Origin of the sequence: Solibacillus sp. FSL H8-0538, from assembly GCF_038003525.1 — a bacterium.
GTDB lineage: Bacteria > Bacillota > Bacilli > Bacillales_A > Planococcaceae > JBBOPI01.
In genome coordinates this window covers 2,792,390-2,809,155 of the sequence record NZ_JBBOPI010000001.1, presented here as the reverse complement: position 1 = coordinate 2,809,155, position 16,766 = coordinate 2,792,390, and the positions used below count along the sequence as shown (strand labels likewise).

Here is a 16,766-nt window from a genome sequence, read left to right as displayed (position 1 = left end):
TCGGATTATTCCGAGGCTCGTAGCTCTTTTCACGTATTAGTATGTGTGATTTTGGGAATATCCGCAAAAGATAGAGCATCATCTCTCCCTATTTTAGAGTGAAATTTGTCTCTTTAACTTTCTCTAATGCAATGACGAATGGTGGGTCATTTTGTTGATTTAAAAATTCGTAGCGCAGTACATGAATATATTTCTGCGGTAGCGCACTTACGAAACGAATGACCTCATCGCGCTCTTCCTTGCCGCCTTCATGTCCGTGATAAATAACGAGTACAATGATGCCACCAACTTTTAAGAGTTTTAGCAAGCTTTCAAGAGATTGGATCGTTGTATTTGGCTTTGTAATAATGTCATGATCGCTACCAGGTAAGTAGCCAAGATTAAATATCGCACCAGACACTGGCTTTGTTACGTATTTCGCTACGTTTTCGTGTCCGTCTTTCAACACGATCGCGCGGTGTTCTAACGCGTTATCAAGTAGGCGGTGCAGCGTAGCATCTACCGCTTGCTTTTGCACGTCAAAAGCATACACATAGCCGTCATCCCCGACAAGATTTGCCAAAAATAACGTATCATGACCATTGCCTGCTGTTGCATCAACGGCAATATCGCCTTCGCCTACAGACAGTTCAAGTAAAGACTGCGCATATTGCAGTACACGCTGTAGCTTCATTAGTCGTTCACTTCCACTTTATAATGTTTGCCTTGCCAAGAATTACGGCGCTCTAGCTCCGCATCAATACCGTTTAATACTTCCCATTTATTTACACTCCACATGGGACCAATCATTAAGTCAATCGGGCCATCACCAGTTATACGGTGGACGACCATTTCCGGGGGAATAATTTCGAGTTGATCCGCCACTAAATTCACATAGGCATCTTTGTCCATAAATTGGAGCATCCCTTTTTCGTATTGCTTTACAAGAGGTGTGCCTTTTAATAAGTGGAGTAAGTGAATTTTAATGCCTTGTACGTCGAGTTTTGCCACTTCACGCGCTGTTTCCATCATCATATCGTAATCTTCTAAAGGAAGACCGTTAATAATATGTGTACATACGCGAATGCCATGCTTACGCAGTTTTTCAACACCTTCTACATAGGTTGTATAGTCATGCGCACGATTAATCAAATTCGCTGTTTTTTCGTGCACTGTTTGTAGTCCTAGTTCTACCCATAGATACGTGCGTTCGTGTAGCTCAGCTAAATATTCAACAACATCATCCGGTAGGCAGTCCGGTCGTGTCGCAATACTGATGCCCATAACACCTTCACATGCGAGTGCTGCTTCGAACTTTTCTTTTAATACTTCAAGAGGGGCATGTGTATTTGTGTACGCCTGGAAGTAGGCCATTGTCATGCCATCTTTCCATTTATGCTCCATCTTCTCTTTGATTTGTGCAAATTGTACATCGATGGGATCAACGCGGTTTCCAGCGAAGTCACCTGAGCCGGCTGCACTACAAAACGTACAGCCGCCAAATGCTACTGTACCGTCACGGTTGGGGCAGTCAAAGCCAGCATCAAGGGCCACTTTATAAACCTTCTTACCAAATTCATTACGTAAATAGCGATTCCATGTATAATAGCGCTTTCCATCTGATGGGAAAGGAAATTGTTGTTCTGTCATTTTTTCGTTTCACTCCTCTAACAATTCATTTTAACATGACGTTTGCGCCACGTCATTTTGAAGTTATTTTATCGCAATAATTAGATAGTAATTGAATGGAAATAATGCTTGAATCCTAGTTAAAAACATCTTACTATGAGATATTCTAATTATTGTGGAGGAAGAGTTATGCCTAAAAGCGTATGTTCGCAATCATCCCAACCTTACTTTATGATCGTCCATTAAAACAGGAAAATAAAAATATTACGTAGTTATAGTTCTTTATTTCACCTACTTCATTTAAAATAGATACATAAAGTAGAAAAAAGTGTTTTTAACGACAAGGGGTGGTTGTGTGAAAACGATTTTTAATACATCAATGGAGGCAGTATCTCAAATCAAAGACGGTGCAACGATTATGGTCGGGGGCTTCGGATTATGCGGAATTCCCGAGCAGTCGATTTTGGCACTTGTTGAAAGCGGTGTAAAGGAATTAACGATCATTTCGAATAATTGTGGTGTGGATGACTGGGGGCTTGGGCTATTACTGAAAGGAAAGCAAATTAAAAAAATGATTGCTTCTTACGTCGGTGAAAATAAAGAATTTGAACGACAAACATTAGCTGGTGAAATTGAAGTCGAGCTTCTTCCACAAGGAACGCTTGCAGAAAAAATTCGTGCGGGAGGAGCAGGGATTCCAGCATTTTACACACCTGCTGGAATAGGGACACCTATTGCAGAAGGTAAAGAAGTGCGTTCTTTCCACGGCAAAGAATACTTACTGGAGGAAGCGTTAACTGCAGACTTTTCTCTAATCCGTGCGCATATTGCAGATACGTATGGCAATCTACTATTTAATAAAACAGCACAAAACTTTAATTCGATTATGGCAGCGGCAGGTAGGGTGACCATTGCAGAGGTAGAACAGCTTGTTAGAGTAGGTGATCTTAATCCAAATACCATTCATACACCGGGTATTTATGTACAGGGACTACTCGTTGCGACGCAGGAAAAACGGATTGAACGCCGTACAGTAAGGGAGGCGTTGTAAATGGATGTGCGTGAAAAAATTGCAAGACGTGCTGCGAAGGAAATTCAGAACGGCAATTATGTCAATCTAGGCATCGGCATTCCGACGCTTGTGGCGAATTATATTGGCGATAAGCAAGTAGTACTGCAATCTGAAAATGGGTTACTAGGCATTGGACCGTATCCAACTGAAGCTGAAATTGACCCAGATTTGATTAATGCTAGTAAGGAAATTGTGACGACAATTCCAGGCGCTGCGTTATTCTCGAGTGCGGAGTCGTTTGCGATGATTCGCGGTGGACATATTGATATAGCGATTCTTGGCGGTATGGAAGTGTCTGAAAAAGGTGACCTTGCGAACTGGACGATTCCCGGGAAAATGATAAAAGGGATGGGCGGTGCAATGGATTTAGTGCATGGTGCGAAAAAAGTCATTGTCATTATGGAGCACACAGCAAAGGACGGCTCGCCAAAAATTAAACGCGAATGTACACTGCCACTCACGGGTAAGCAGGTAGTACATACGATTATTACCGAGCGCGCGTTCATTGAGGTAACATCTGGTGGACTTGTATTAAAAGAAGTGTTTGATGGTTACACTCTTGATGAGGTTATTTCAGCAATTGATGCAAAGGTAGATTGTAGTCAAGTAGTGGAAGCAATCATCATTGAATAACACTTGTACTTTTTGTAAGTATCTATTAAAATGAATGAAATAATATTAACGACTGTGATGAGGAATAGTAGAGGGGCTCACTTTTTAGAGAGCTAGCGGATGGTGCAAGCTAGTAAGTGTCAAATCGAACTCGCCTTGGAGTTAGCTTTAGTGAATGAAGTAGCTAAAAGCCGTGTTTTCGCGATAAGAAATTAAGCTGAGTGCAGTGTCACTAATGTGGGTGGTACCGCGGGAGTCTAAAAATATCTCTCGTCCCTTCTTTTATAGAATGGGGCGGGTTTTTTTATTTTTTAAATATTTTGTCAATTCAGCTAATATGAATGGAAACGTACCGCAAGCTAATGATAAACAATCGTTTTAACGAGACTAGAGGAGGAAATACCCATGAGTTTTAATCATCAACAAGTTGAGAAAAAATGGCAGCAGTATTGGGCTGACAACAAAACATTTAAAACTGAAAATGACACATCAAAACCAAAGTTCTATGCCTTAGATATGTTCCCTTATCCATCAGGAGCTGGACTACACGTAGGTCACCCAGAAGGCTATACAGCGACAGATATCCTATCGCGCTTCAAACGTATGCAAGGCTATAACGTGCTTCATCCAATGGGGTGGGATGCATTTGGTCTTCCAGCAGAGCAGTATGCACTTGATACAGGAAATGACCCAGCTGAATTTACAGCGAAAAACATCGCAACATTTAAGCGTCAAATTCAAGAACTAGGTTTCTCCTATGACTGGGACCGCGAAATTAACACGACAGATCCTGAGTACTACAAATGGACACAGTGGATTTTCGTTCAGTTATTCAATAAGGGCTTAGCTTATGTTGACGAAATTCCTGTAAACTGGTGCCCAGCACTTGGAACGGTTCTTGCCAACGAAGAAGTGATTGATGGTGTTTCTGAGCGCGGAGGTCACCCAGTAGAGCGTCGTCCAATGAAACAATGGATGCTTGCCATTACAAAATACGCGGACCGTTTAATTGACGATCTTGAAGAAGTTGACTGGCCAGAATCAATTAAAGATATGCAACGCAACTGGATCGGCCGTTCTGAAGGTGCGGATGTAACATTCGCAATCGACGGGACCGAGCATACATTTAAAGTATTCACAACACGTCCAGATACATTATTCGGTGCAACTTACGCAGTACTTGCCCCAGAACATAAGCTAGTAGCAGAAATTACTGCACCTGAACAAAAAGTAGCAGTAGAAGCTTATCTGGATAAAGTAAAGCTGAAATCTGACCTTGAGCGTACAGATTTAGCAAAAGAAAAAACAGGTGTGTTCACTGGTGCGTATGCAGTTAACCCAATTAACGGCGAAAAAATGCCGATTTGGATCGCTGACTATGTACTTGCTACATACGGTACAGGTGCAATTATGGCCGTTCCTGCACATGATGAGCGTGACTATGAGTTCGCGAAAGAATTCGGCTTAGAAATTAAAGCTGTTCTTGAAGGTGGCAACATCGAAGAAGAGGCTTTCACTGGTGACGGTGCACATATTAACTCTGATTTCCTTAACGGTTTAAACAAAGTGGACGGTATTGAAAAAGCAATCGCATGGCTTGAAGAAAACGGTGTGGGTGAAAAGAAGATTTCTTTCCGCCTACGTGACTGGTTATTCTCTCGTCAACGTTACTGGGGCGAGCCAATTCCTGTTATTCACTGGGAAGATGGGACAATGACAACTGTTCCAGAAGAAGAGTTGCCATTAATTTTACCGAAAACAGATAATATCCGCCCTTCAGGTACAGGTGAATCACCACTGGCAAACATTGCAGAGTGGGTAAATGTTGTAGATCCTGTAACAGGTAAAAAAGGTCGCCGTGAAACAAACACAATGCCGCAGTGGGCTGGTTCAAGCTGGTACTTCCTACGTTATATTGATCCAACAAACACGGAAGCAATCGCTGACCCAGAGTTACTAAAACGCTGGTTACCAGTGGATATTTATATTGGTGGGGCAGAGCATGCGGTACTGCACTTACTATACGCGCGTTTCTGGCATAAAGTGCTGTACGATCTAGGTGTTGTACACACGAAAGAGCCATTCCAAAAATTATTCAACCAAGGGATGATTCTTGGTGAAGGTAATGAAAAAATGTCGAAATCTAAAGGGAATGTTGTAAATCCTGATGAAATCGTTGAATCGCATGGTGCCGATACACTTCGTCTATACGAAATGTTCATGGGCCCACTAGAAGCGTCTGTTGCTTGGTCTACAAATGGTCTTGACGGCGCGCGTCGTTTCCTAGACCGCATCTGGCGTCTATTCACGACAGATGAAGGCAAGCTAGCAGCGAAAATTCAACCGTCTGAAGACAACTCACTTGAAAAAATCTATCACCAAACAGTAAAAAAAGTGACAGACGATTACGAAGGTATCCGTTTCAACACGGCTATTTCACAAATGATGGTATTCATTAATGAGTGCTATAAAGCAGACGTAATACCGACTCAGTATGCTGAAGGTTTCGTGAAAATGCTAGCACCTCTTGCACCACATGTTGCAGAAGAGCTATGGACAATCCTTGGCAATGAAGCGGGTATTTCGTATGTAGATTGGCCAACATATGATGAGTCAAAGCTTGTTGATGACGAAATCGAAGTAGTTGTACAAGTATTAGGTAAGGTTCGTGCGAAAGTGAAAGTTGCGAAAGATATTTCGAAAGAGGATTTAGAAGCAACAGCACTTGCGGATGAAAAAGTACAAGAATTTATTGCAGAAAAACAAATTGTGAAAGTTATTGTTATTCCAGGCAAACTTGTAAACATCGTTGTAAAATAATTTATATTCGGAGATTCGTCTTTCGCGGACGAATCTCTTTTTTGGTGGATAATAAAGTATAACTTTTCCATCCACATAAGAAAGGGCATCCTATCACCTTATTTAGCGTTGAGATGTGCCTTTCTAATCGCTTAATTGACATGGAAATGCGATAATAGAATGACTAAGAAAAAGTTAGGATGAAGATATGAGACAGTTAGTTGAATTACAAGTAAAATCTACGTCTATTAAAGATTTAACAAATGGCTATCCGCTAATTTTAAAAGATGCTATTGAAACAACAGAAGTAACGATTGCTGAAGGTAGCTTAGTACACCTTGTCGATAGCAAGGGCGGCTATATTGCTACAGGCTATTACGGTGAGCAAAACAAAGGAATCGGCTGGATTTTAACACGCAAGGAAAAAGAAAAAATCGACGTGAAATTTTTTGTGAAAAAAATTCGTGAAGCGGCTGAAAAACGTGCAGACTTTTTCGCATCTGAAGATACAACGGCATTCCGCGTATTTAACGGTGAGGGCGACGGTATAGGCGGTTTAACAATAGATTTTTTTAACGGCTTCTACATGGTGAGCTGGTATAGTGAAGGTATTTATTCATTCCGTAATGATGTCTATGCAGCATTAAAAGAAGTAGTGAATGCACGCGGCGTATACGAAAAATTACGTTTTAATACGAATGGTCAGTACGTAGAGCAAGATGATTATGTAAGCGGTGAAAAGGGCGAGTTTCCATTAATCGTCATGGAAAACGGCATGCATTTTGCAGTAGACTTAAACGATGGTGCCATGACAGGGATTTTCCTTGATCAGCGTAACGTACGTAAAGCACTGCGCGACACGTATGCTGATGGTAAAACGGTATTAAATACATTCTCTTACACAGGTGCCTTTTCAGTAGCGGCAGCTCTAGGCGGCTCAACTGGAACAACAAGTGTAGACCTTGCCAAACGTAGCTTATCAAAAACAATTGAGCAGTTTGCAGTGAACGGGATTGATTACGAATCACAAGACATCAAAGTCATGAATGTATTTGATTACTTTAGCTATGCAGCGCGTAACAATCTTAAATTTGACGTAGTTGTCCTAGATCCACCAAGCTTTGCACGTACGAAAAAAATGACATTTAGTACAGCAAAGGATTATCCGAAGCTACTAAAGGATGCGCTTGCGATTACAGCAGACAACGGTGTGATTATTGCGTCAACAAATAATGCAAGCTTCAATATGAAGAAGTTTAAAACGTTTATTGATAAAGCATTTACAGATACAAACACACGCTACAAAATTTTAGAACAGCACCAACTACCGGAAGATTTTGCGGTGCCACATAATTTCCCTGAATTTAACTATTTAAAAGTCGTTATTATTCAAGTAATAAACTAAAGGATGCGATTTTATGAAATACAATAAAACAATTATGCTGAAGCTAATTAACGAAAACCGTGAGCTTCACGATGAATTAAAAAAATTAAAGACAGAAATGGGTCTGGAAAAGAACTTAGCTGTTAAGGCACTTTACCACTCTGCCGTAGCAGGTGAAGGCCCGTACATGAAGGACTATCAAGAGTTAGATCGATTATATTAAAAGATCAGGCTGTGCGAATTTGTAGCACAGCCTATTTTTTCGGAAAAAACTTGTTGACATTAAAACGTTGTATTAATATTATGTATATAAGAATACTAAGAATTATTGCTGACTAGACAACTAGAGGCCGCCAGTTCCGAATCCGGGAGCTTGCGGCCTTTTTTGATTAATTTAGCTAAATATCCATCTATAAAAGTCGTGTTTAAGCATGTTAGAGTGCTAATAAATAAATTTTCTACAAGGTTATATTTTAAAATCCTTATAAAACATAGTTGACTAATTGGGATTAACCGCTTATTATAGTTTTAATATTTGGATTTGTTAAAAAATAGGAAAATGCTAAAACGTAATTGCTGACTATAACAAATAGAGGCAGTTTTAATCTTATTTATAGGGTTAAAATTGTCTTTTTTAGTAGATAAGTAAGGACATCATCTCACTCGATATTGGATGAGATGTGTCTTTCAAATTAAATAAGCGATAGGCATGGAGAAGTTTTTTTATAAATGGAGGTATTCTAATGGGGAAAGTATACATAGTCGGCGCAGGGCCTGGAGATCCGAATTTAATTACTTTAAAAGGACTGAAATGTATTCAAGAAGCAGATGTTATTTTGTATGACCGGTTAGTGAATAAGGAGCTACTAGAATATGCTAAGCCTGACGCTGAGCTAATTTTTGTCGGCAAGCTACCAAATTATCACGGCGTTATTCAAGACCGTATTCACCAGCTACTTGTCTTACATGGCCGTCAAGGAAAGGTAGTGACGCGGTTAAAGGGGGGTGACCCATTTGTGTTTGGTCGAGGTGCAGAAGAAGCGGAAGTGTTAGCAGAGGCAAAGATTCCGTTTGAAATTGTTCCAGGTATTACATCCGGAATTGCCGCACCTGCTTATGCAGGAATTCCTGTCACGCACCGCGATCATGCATCCAGCTTTGCCATTGTGACGGGACATATGCGAGAGGGGAAAGATGATTCTATTAAGTGGGATGCGCTTGCGAACGGCATTGATACACTTGCGATTTATATGGGAGTTGGCAATTTACCATATATTTGCGCGCAGCTGACTAACCATGGCCGTGACAAATCGACTCCAGTTGCCCTTATACATTGGGGAACAACAGCCGCACAGCAAACAGTGACCGGTACGCTCGAAACGATTGTACAAATTGTGAAAAACGAGAAAATTCAAAACCCGAGCATGATTGTCGTTGGAGAAGTGGTCAAAGTACGAGATAAAATTCAGTGGTTTGAGAAACAAAGCTATTTCAATCAGCTAGCGCAGGAAGTATCCGTATAAGAGGTGAAGTGATGATAGCAGTACTCTATATTGCCCATGGTAGTCGCGTAAAAAAAGGTGTGGAGGAAGCCAAACAATTTTTACAGCAAACGATCGCTCAAGTTGATGTGCCGATTCAAGAAATCAGTTTTTTAGAGCTAGCGGAGCCAACGATTTTGCAGGGCATTGAAAAATGTGTTGCGCGGGGTGCCAAAAAAATTGCTGTTTCACCAATTTTATTATTAACAGCAAATCATCTCAATCAGGATATACCGAAAGAGATTGCTATAGCCCAAAAACAATTTCCGCATATCGAAATAACAGTTGGGAAAGCATTCGGTATTGACGATCGAATCGTGGAAAGCTTATATGAACGGTTGCAGCAAACGAATCAATCTTTTTCAAATTCGAAAGTGCTGCTAATCGGACGAGGCAGTAGCGATTTGGCTGTACAGCGGGATTTAACTACAATAGCGCACTGTTTGAAAAAGCGCGCAAATTTAAAGCAAGTGGATACGTGCTTTCTGTACGGGGCCGGGGCTTCATTTGAAGAAACCATTCAAGCACTTCAAAAGCAGGAGCAAGAGCCTATTTTTATTATTCCGTACTTATTATTCACAGGGTTGTTAAAGGCAAGTATTGAAAAGAAGATTGCAGCGATCCAAAAGGACAATGAAGCCATTGTATTATGTGAATGTTTAGGTTATGACCTAAACGTTCAGCGTGTGTTAATCGAGCGCGTATACGAAACGATTGCATAAAGGGGGATGAATGAGATGGAGAATCGAAAGCAAAATGTTGAAGTAACAATTGAAAACATAAAAAAGATGGTTAATTCAATGCAATATGGTTCAATTACACTGGTCATTCAAGATAACTATGTCGTGCAAATCGAGAAAAATGAAAAAATTCGTCTTAAATAATTGAGTGAGGTGTAGAACGTTGAAGTTACAAGTCATCAACAGTCCATTTAATGAAGAACAGGTAAAGCTCCTAAATGAATTATTACCGAGATTAACAGAACAGCAAAAAATATGGTTAAACGGTTATTTAAGCGCACCGTTTATTTTAGAAGAAGTCGTTCAAGAAGAAACAACTGTTACCGTGCCAACAAAGGAAATTACGGTATTATTCGGTTCACAAACAGGCAATAGTCAACATCTAGCTGAGAAATTTGCAGCGAGTGTTGCATCGGAGCAGACCAATGTAACGGTTTCATCAATGGCAAGTTTTAAAGTGCCAAACTTAAAGAAACTAGATCATTTATTTATTATCGTCAGCACACATGGTGAAGGGGAGCCACCTGATAACGGAATTAGCTTCTATGAATATTTATATAGTAAACGAGCGCCGAAGCTTGACCATGTAAAATATTCGGTACTCGCTTTAGGTGATAGCTCATATGAATTTTTCTGTAAAACAGGTCAAGATTTTGATGAGCGCTTAGCAGAACTTGGCGCGACACGGATCGTTCCACGCGTAGACTGCGATGTTGATTTTGATGCGGATGCACAAAAATGGTTCGAAGCTGTCCAGCAGGTGATTCAAACAACGTCATCTACAGCACCAAAAGAGGAACTTCTGGTAGAAGGGAGTGCGAGTACGTATTCAAGAAAGAACCCATTCCATGCAGAAGTGCTAGAAAAAATAAATTTAAATGGCCGTGGTTCGAATAAAGAAACAAATCATTTAGAGCTGTCTTTAGAAGGCTCAGGACTGACATTTGAACCGGGAGATAGTTTAGCTATTTATCCAGAAAATGATGAAAAGCTTGTGGAGTTGCTGTTAACGGCATTGCAGTTTGACGGTGGAACGGCTGTGGAATTAGATGGTCAGTCAATTTCATTACAGCAAGCACTGCACAAAAAGCTGGATATTACAGCCTTATCAAAATCATTGTTAGCAAAACTATCTGAATATACAAATAATGATGAGTTGAAAACATTACTAGAAAATCGTGAACAGCTAAAAGCGTATATATATGGCCGAGATTTAGTCGATGTTGTGGAAGATTTCGGCCCATGGTCATGGAATACGCAGCAGTTAATTGACTCGTTACGGAAAATTCCGGCACGCTTATATTCAATTTCAAGCAGCTTACGTACATACCCAGAAGAGGTGCATGTAACGATTGGTACGGTTGCTTATGAAGCGCATGGTCGTGCTAGAGAGGGCGTGGCATCTGGCGCAATCTCATCTCGAGTAAACATTGGCGATAAACTAGCTGTTTACGTACAGTCAAATCCGAACTTCAAGCTACCACAAGATGATGCAACGCCAATTATTTTAATTTGTGCAGGTACTGGTGTAGCACCGTTCCGTTCGTTCTTACAGGAGCGTGAGGAGCGCGGAGCTGAAGGTAAGTCTTGGTTGTTCTTTGGCGATCAGCATTTCGTGACGGACTTCTTATATCAGGTTGAATGGCAAAACTGGTTAAAAGACGGCGTACTAACGAATTTAAATTTAGCATTTTCTCGTGATACTGCGGAAAAAGTTTATGTACAACATCGTCTACAACAAAATGCAGCAGAGCTATATGACTGGATTCAACAAGGCGCTGTTATTTATGTATGTGGCGATGAAAAAACGATGGGCACAGATGTTCATGAAACGCTCATTACAATTATTGAACAGCAAGGGAAGCAATCACGTGAGGAAGCAGTTACCTTCGTGAAACAATTACAACAACAAAAACGCTACCAACGCGATGTGTACTAAAAGGGGAGAAAACGGATGACGAAAATTGTATTACCACCACAACCAGGTCCATTTAGCGATGTGGAACGAATTAAAGAAGAAAGTAATTACTTACGTGGGACATTGCAACAAACGATGGATTACCCAATTAGTTCAGGTATCCCGGATGATGATAATCGCTTAATGAAGTTCCACGGTAGCTACCTGCAAGATGACCGTGATCTTCGTACGGAGCGTCAAAAGCAAAAACTAGAGCCAGCCTATCAGTTCATGGTACGTGTAAGAACACCGGGCGGAGTCGCAACAGCAAAGCAATGGCTCGTCATGGATGAATTATCGGATCGAGTTGGTAATAGCACACTAAAATTAACGACACGGCAAGCATTCCAATTACATGGAATATTAAAATGGAATGTGAAACAGTTCATGCAAGATATTAATGATGTGCTACTAGATTCATTAGCAGCTTGTGGTGACGTAAACCGTAACGTGATGTGTAATGCAAACCCGTACCAATCAACTATTCACCAGGAAATTTTTGATTGGTCGGCAAAGTTAAGTGAGCATTTACTACCGCGTACAACGGCCTATCATGAGCTATGGCTGAATGGTGAAAAAATGGTAGATACACAGGAAAAAGAAATTGAACCGATTTACGGATCGCTGTACTTACCTCGTAAATTTAAAATCGCCATTGCAGTACCTCCAGCGAATGACGTTGATATTTATTCACAAGATATCGGGTTCATCGGCATCGTGGAAGATGATAAACTAGTAGGCTTTAATGTATTAGTTGGCGGTGGCATGGGGATGACGCATGGCGATGATTCGACCTACCCGCAGCTAGGACGTTTAATTGGATTTATTACGCCAGATAAGTTACTTGAAACAGCGGAAAAAATTATTACCATTCAACGTGATTATGGGAATCGAAAAGAACGTAAAAATGCACGTTTTAAATATACAATTGATGCGCGCGGCTTAGATTGGTTTAAAGAAGAATTACACCGCCGACTTGGCTGGGAAATACAAGCGGAACGTCCATTTAAATTTGAGCATACCGGTGATCGTTACGGCTGGACAAAAGGTGAGGATGGCAAATGGCATTTCACATTATTCATCCAAAATGGCCGTATTAAAGATTTTGATGGCTATCCACTGAAAACAGGTTTACGTGAAATTGCGAAAATCCATACAGGTGAATTCCGTCTAACAGGGAATCAAAACTTAGTCATTGGCAATGTGAGCACCCAGAAAAAACGTCGTATTCAAGCATTAATTGAGCAATATAATATTACGGACGGTGAACATTATTCTGCACTACGCCGGAACGCTATAGCATGTGTATCCTTGCCAACATGTGGTCTAGCAATGGCAGAAGCAGAGCGTTACTTGCCATCTTTAATAGATAAAATTGAAGTCATTTTAGATGAGGCTGGAATTCGTGATGAAGAAATTGTCATCCGTATGTCAGGCTGTCCAAATGGTTGTTCGCGTGCAGCTATGGGTGAAATTGGCTTTATCGGAAAAGGGCCGGGCAAGTATAATTTATACTTAGGGGCTGGTTTTACGGGTGACCGCTTAAATAAAATCTACCGTGAAAATATCGGTGAAGAAGAAATTTTAGCCGAGCTTCGTCCGATCCTATTCCGCTATGCAAATGAACGCTTAGGCGGCGAGCGCTTCGGTGATTTCACGATTCGCGCTGGCTACGTAAAAGCCGTAACATCAGGCACGAATTTCCACGACTAATAGAAGAATATGCGACCAACTTCGGTGCAGAAATAAATTAAACAGGCTGTTGTGATAGATCAGGTGTCGTTGCAGCAAGCCGCATCTAACGACCGAGCAGCAACAACAAATTTTCAATAAGCTAAAATAAGAAATTCTACGAGAGCACGTCTTTCGTGGGATTTTTTTATTGAAAATAATGAGGCTATTATTTTCAGAAGCAGATTTTTTTGCCGAAAACAAGAATTGGTGAATTGAACATACGACTTATTCGCAAATAAGTGAAAATGACACTTAATTTCCGATAAGTTGTATATCAATCTTGCCAATTGAGCTATTCGCGTTTTAAAAACTACAAAGACATTTACATTTACATAGACTAAAAAGTATGAGGGAAGTAACTGGGAGCGGATTAAAAGGGGTGAAATTTTTTATTTCATAGAAAATTTTTCTAAAAAATGAAACAAAATAGGGAAAATTTGAGACTATAAAGAAATGACAGGTGAAAAGAGGTGGATACGTGAGCGAGCAATTACAGCAGGCGATGAATGAATACGGCGAATACTGTATGCGTGTAGCTTATTTATATGTGAAAGATTGGACCGCGGCAGAAGAAATTGTCCAGGATGTTTTTTTAGCATACTATCAAGGACGCGATAAATTCGAAGGTAGGTCCTCTTTGAAAACATATTTAGTAAAAATTACGGTACATAAAAGTCACGATTATTTACGGAGCTGGCGGCGTAAATTTCAACATATTATTCACGGGAAAACGGAATCCGCCTCAATTGAACACGGCGCCATCCTTCGTGATGAACAAAATGAATTAACGGCTGCACTGTTGCAACTACCGATTAAATACCGCGAAGTGTTAATTTTACATTATTATGATAACTACAAAATACGAGAAATCGCGGAAATTTTAACTTGTAGTGAAAATACAGTGAAAACAAGGCTCGTTCGTGGCCGCGATAAGATGAGGGAATTGCTCACAAATTCTGAGTGGGAGGTGTTGTTGCATGACTAAATGGAAGCAGGGAATCGATCAGCATTTAGGGAACAAGCGCCGATTTACTAACGAGCTACAACAGCAAATATTAAGAAAAGCGAAAAAACCAGTCCGAAGAAATTGGCAGTATCCAGCTGCGCTCATCACGATTTTCGTAGTAGCGCTCATGCTTTTCATTGTCGGACCATTGCAACAAACAGAGGAGCAAGGTGCTGTTAGCAACTCGCCATTAGATGAAATGATTCAGGAAACGGCAGTAGAAAAGTTTTTTGTTAGCAGTTATGCCAGTCATTTGGATGAATACATGGTGAGGGACTCAAGTTGGTTTGTCGGCGTCAGGAAATTTACCAAAAATCAAGATGTACAAATGATGGAAACGTTATTACAGGAAATGGTGCTAACGGAGGATGTATCAGTAGGGTTCGGTGGAACGACGGATGTGCTCGTACAAATGGAAGATGGTCAGCAACTAAAATTGAAAATACAAGATTTTACGACATGGCTCGGTGTAACTGATTTACAATCCAAACTTTTTTATCAAGTAGAAGGAAAAGTTGTAAAAGAATTTCAAGTGACAATGGATACAACTCCTTTTGGGTTAAGTAAATTAGAAGTATGTATCATGTTAGGAATCACATTAATTATGATAATGATTTCCATTAATAAATTGTTACCAGAAATGTGTAGATGGCCAAAAAGAGAGAAGGAGTCCAAAAATTTATGGCATCGTTTGCGGAGCGTTCTCCTCACGCTGGGGATAAACATGGTATTCTTTTATGCTGCGGTAAATCGTATCATGATCCACAAAGGAATCATCATCTTTATCGTTGTAATGGTCATTTTGTTAGATTTTCTAAACGAATATTATTTATCCAAAAGTTATAAGCGTTATTATTTAAGTTTAATAAACGGAGTAGCGGCACTCATTTTCATTTTTGTGCTATTTGCTATTTTATAGGGGGAGACTTAATGAAAAAATTAGTAATGCTTGGATTCGTCATACTTTTATATGCTTGCAGCCATGATAATAGTGCGGTCAAAATTGCCCCTCCGGAAATGGATTATGCGTTTAATGAGGAGGAGGTAATCGTGATCCCCATGCATACAAAATTGCGTATGAATGTGCAAGAAAATTTTATTACCTTTCAATTTGTCACAACGTATGAGCAGGCTGCATTCTTACGCAGAAATGCACCCTATTTAGCGCTACAAACAGGGGATTACACATTTAATGCGCTTGAAGTTAAGCTTGGCGAGCGGGTGGAGCTAGACGAGCAAGCTTACTACAGTCTTTTGTTTAAGGTAAATGATACAGCAGCTGGGCTAGAGGATATGCCAAAGGAGTTTGAAACGATATCGGTGTTCATAAGTGATCACAATTTATTTACGAAAAACTTCGGGGGTATTTCGGTTATTGAGGATTCGAGTGAAGAAGTGTTTCATGCATGGACGACTAGTGAGATAATAAAAAAAGGGGTAAATGACTTCACCGCTGCTTTTTATAATGGTACAGAGGAAGCAATCCAACTTGTAAAAGTTTTCGTGGAGGAGAGCTATGCGAGTGCCTATGCGATTGATGTCTTACCGTTAACAATTGATGCGAATTCGAACGCGCACTTTGATTTTCGGATTGAAATGTATAAGGATATCCCACTAGATCAGCAACTGCAACTTTACGCAACATTTAGCAATGGACAACAAAAACGCCTAGCAACTTATTATCCAAATCATAATGTTGACCATTATGTGAAAACGCTCCACAACAGTCTAAAATAACTATTTCTAGGAAGTTACTTTTATGTAATACTAGATTCGTGAATGTATTTACATTTAACGATACATAAGAGAAAGTAGTGGAATTCATGGCACAAGCATCGCACTCAGTACAAATCCCAGTAAGTTCAGATAAAGTATGGGACTTCGTTAGCAATATTGAAAAATGGGCAACATTAGTTCCAGCATATAAAGAACATAAAGATATTGACGAAAGCACATCTATTTGGACTTTCGAAGGCAGCTTCAAAGGCATATCGAAAACGGTAGAAATGGAAATTAAAATTGTTGAATTTAATGAACCATCAAATATTAAATTTGACATTAAAGGGATTTCTGATAATTTCTCAGGTGGCGGAGAATTTAAAGCAGAAGAAACGGTTGGTAGCACAGCAATGACCGGCACAATTGAAGTGAATGCAGGCGGTTTATCTGGCGCTGTTTTAACACCGGTTATCAAAATGGTCTTACCGAAAGTTACGACGCGCCTAACAGAAAAAATGGCACGTACAATACAAGCATAAAAAGAAGTGTAGGCATGTGGAATCATTACGATTTCGCATGCTTTTTTTAGTGGAT

Annotated in this window: 16 protein-coding genes and 1 other annotated feature; of the genes, 14 read left to right on the top strand and 2 right to left on the bottom strand. The window is 40.1% G+C overall.

What is annotated here, in order from left to right; translation table 11 throughout:
• Nucleotides 1-88: 88 nt before the first annotated feature.
• Both MHH87_RS13260 and MHH87_RS13255 read right to left on the bottom strand, forming a co-directional pair.
• A complete protein-coding gene (locus MHH87_RS13260; RefSeq protein WP_340749776.1) occupies nt 89-673 on the bottom strand; it encodes a class I SAM-dependent methyltransferase in 585 nt (194 codons plus the stop codon).
• Nucleotides 673-1,629, bottom strand: a complete 957-nt coding sequence (locus MHH87_RS13255; protein ID WP_340749775.1) for a TIGR01212 family radical SAM protein — start codon at nt 1,627-1,629, stop codon at nt 673-675. The genes MHH87_RS13260 and MHH87_RS13255 overlap by 1 nt, the downstream gene beginning before the upstream one ends.
• A 334-nt stretch (nt 1,630-1,963) precedes the next feature.
• Here MHH87_RS13255 and MHH87_RS13250 point away from each other — a divergent pair, with 334 nt between their 5' ends.
• The 14 genes from MHH87_RS13250 to MHH87_RS13185 all read left to right on the top strand — a co-directional run bounded on the left by MHH87_RS13250 (nt 1,964) and on the right by MHH87_RS13185 (nt 16,711).
• Nucleotides 1,964-2,659, top strand: a complete 696-nt coding sequence (locus MHH87_RS13250; protein WP_340749774.1) for a CoA transferase subunit A — start codon at nt 1,964-1,966, stop codon at nt 2,657-2,659.
• Nucleotides 2,660-3,313, top strand: coding sequence for a 3-oxoacid CoA-transferase subunit B (locus tag MHH87_RS13245; protein ID WP_340749773.1), 654 nt, complete (start codon nt 2,660-2,662; stop codon nt 3,311-3,313).
• Nucleotides 3,314-3,358: 45 nt separating this feature from the next.
• Nucleotides 3,359-3,573 (top strand) — a binding site (T-box leader).
• Nucleotides 3,574-3,697: 124 nt separating this feature from the next.
• Nucleotides 3,698-6,112, top strand: coding sequence for a leucine--tRNA ligase (leuS, locus tag MHH87_RS13240; RefSeq protein ID WP_340749772.1), 2,415 nt, complete (start codon nt 3,698-3,700; stop codon nt 6,110-6,112).
• A 187-nt stretch (nt 6,113-6,299) separates the two neighbouring features.
• Nucleotides 6,300-7,496: a class I SAM-dependent rRNA methyltransferase gene (locus MHH87_RS13235; RefSeq protein ID WP_340749771.1), complete on the top strand. Its 1,197-nt coding sequence runs from the start codon at nt 6,300-6,302 to the stop codon at nt 7,494-7,496.
• A 13-nt stretch (nt 7,497-7,509) separates the two neighbouring features.
• Nucleotides 7,510-7,698, top strand: a complete 189-nt coding sequence (locus MHH87_RS13230) for a hypothetical protein (protein WP_340749770.1) — start codon at nt 7,510-7,512, stop codon at nt 7,696-7,698.
• Nucleotides 7,699-8,218: 520 nt separating this feature from the next.
• Complete coding sequence (gene cobA / locus MHH87_RS13225) at nt 8,219-8,998, top strand: uroporphyrinogen-III C-methyltransferase (RefSeq protein ID WP_340749769.1); 780 nt, start codon at nt 8,219-8,221, stop codon at nt 8,996-8,998.
• Nucleotides 8,999-9,009: 11 nt separating this feature from the next.
• Nucleotides 9,010-9,738 carry a sirohydrochlorin chelatase gene (locus MHH87_RS13220; protein WP_340749768.1) on the top strand — a complete coding sequence of 243 codons (729 nt, stop codon included), beginning with the start codon at nt 9,010-9,012 and terminating at the stop codon, nt 9,736-9,738.
• A gap of 15 nt (nt 9,739-9,753) precedes the next feature.
• Nucleotides 9,754-9,900 carry a YezD family protein gene (locus MHH87_RS13215; protein ID WP_340749767.1) on the top strand — a complete coding sequence of 49 codons (147 nt, stop codon included), beginning with the start codon at nt 9,754-9,756 and terminating at the stop codon, nt 9,898-9,900.
• A gap of 19 nt (nt 9,901-9,919) precedes the next feature.
• Entirely contained in the window at nt 9,920-11,695 is a 1,776-nt protein-coding gene (locus tag MHH87_RS13210; RefSeq protein WP_340749766.1) for an assimilatory sulfite reductase (NADPH) flavoprotein subunit, read from the top strand.
• A 15-nt stretch (nt 11,696-11,710) separates the two neighbouring features.
• Complete coding sequence (cysI, locus tag MHH87_RS13205) at nt 11,711-13,426, top strand: assimilatory sulfite reductase (NADPH) hemoprotein subunit (RefSeq protein ID WP_340749765.1); 1,716 nt, start codon at nt 11,711-11,713, stop codon at nt 13,424-13,426.
• Between the two features lie 499 nt (nt 13,427-13,925).
• On the top strand, nt 13,926-14,432 hold the full coding sequence (locus tag MHH87_RS13200) for a sigma-70 family RNA polymerase sigma factor (RefSeq protein WP_340749764.1): 507 nt from the start codon (nt 13,926-13,928) through the stop codon (nt 14,430-14,432).
• Nucleotides 14,425-15,372: a hypothetical protein gene (locus MHH87_RS13195; RefSeq protein WP_340749763.1), complete on the top strand. Its 948-nt coding sequence runs from the start codon at nt 14,425-14,427 to the stop codon at nt 15,370-15,372. Before MHH87_RS13200 ends, MHH87_RS13195 begins: the two co-directional genes overlap by 8 nt.
• Before the next feature lie 11 nt (nt 15,373-15,383).
• A complete protein-coding gene (locus MHH87_RS13190) occupies nt 15,384-16,190 on the top strand; it encodes a hypothetical protein (protein WP_340749762.1) in 807 nt (268 codons plus the stop codon).
• Between the two features lie 86 nt (nt 16,191-16,276).
• Complete coding sequence (locus MHH87_RS13185; protein WP_340749761.1) at nt 16,277-16,711, top strand: CoxG family protein; 435 nt, start codon at nt 16,277-16,279, stop codon at nt 16,709-16,711.
• The last annotated feature ends 55 nt before the right edge of the window (nt 16,712-16,766 follow it).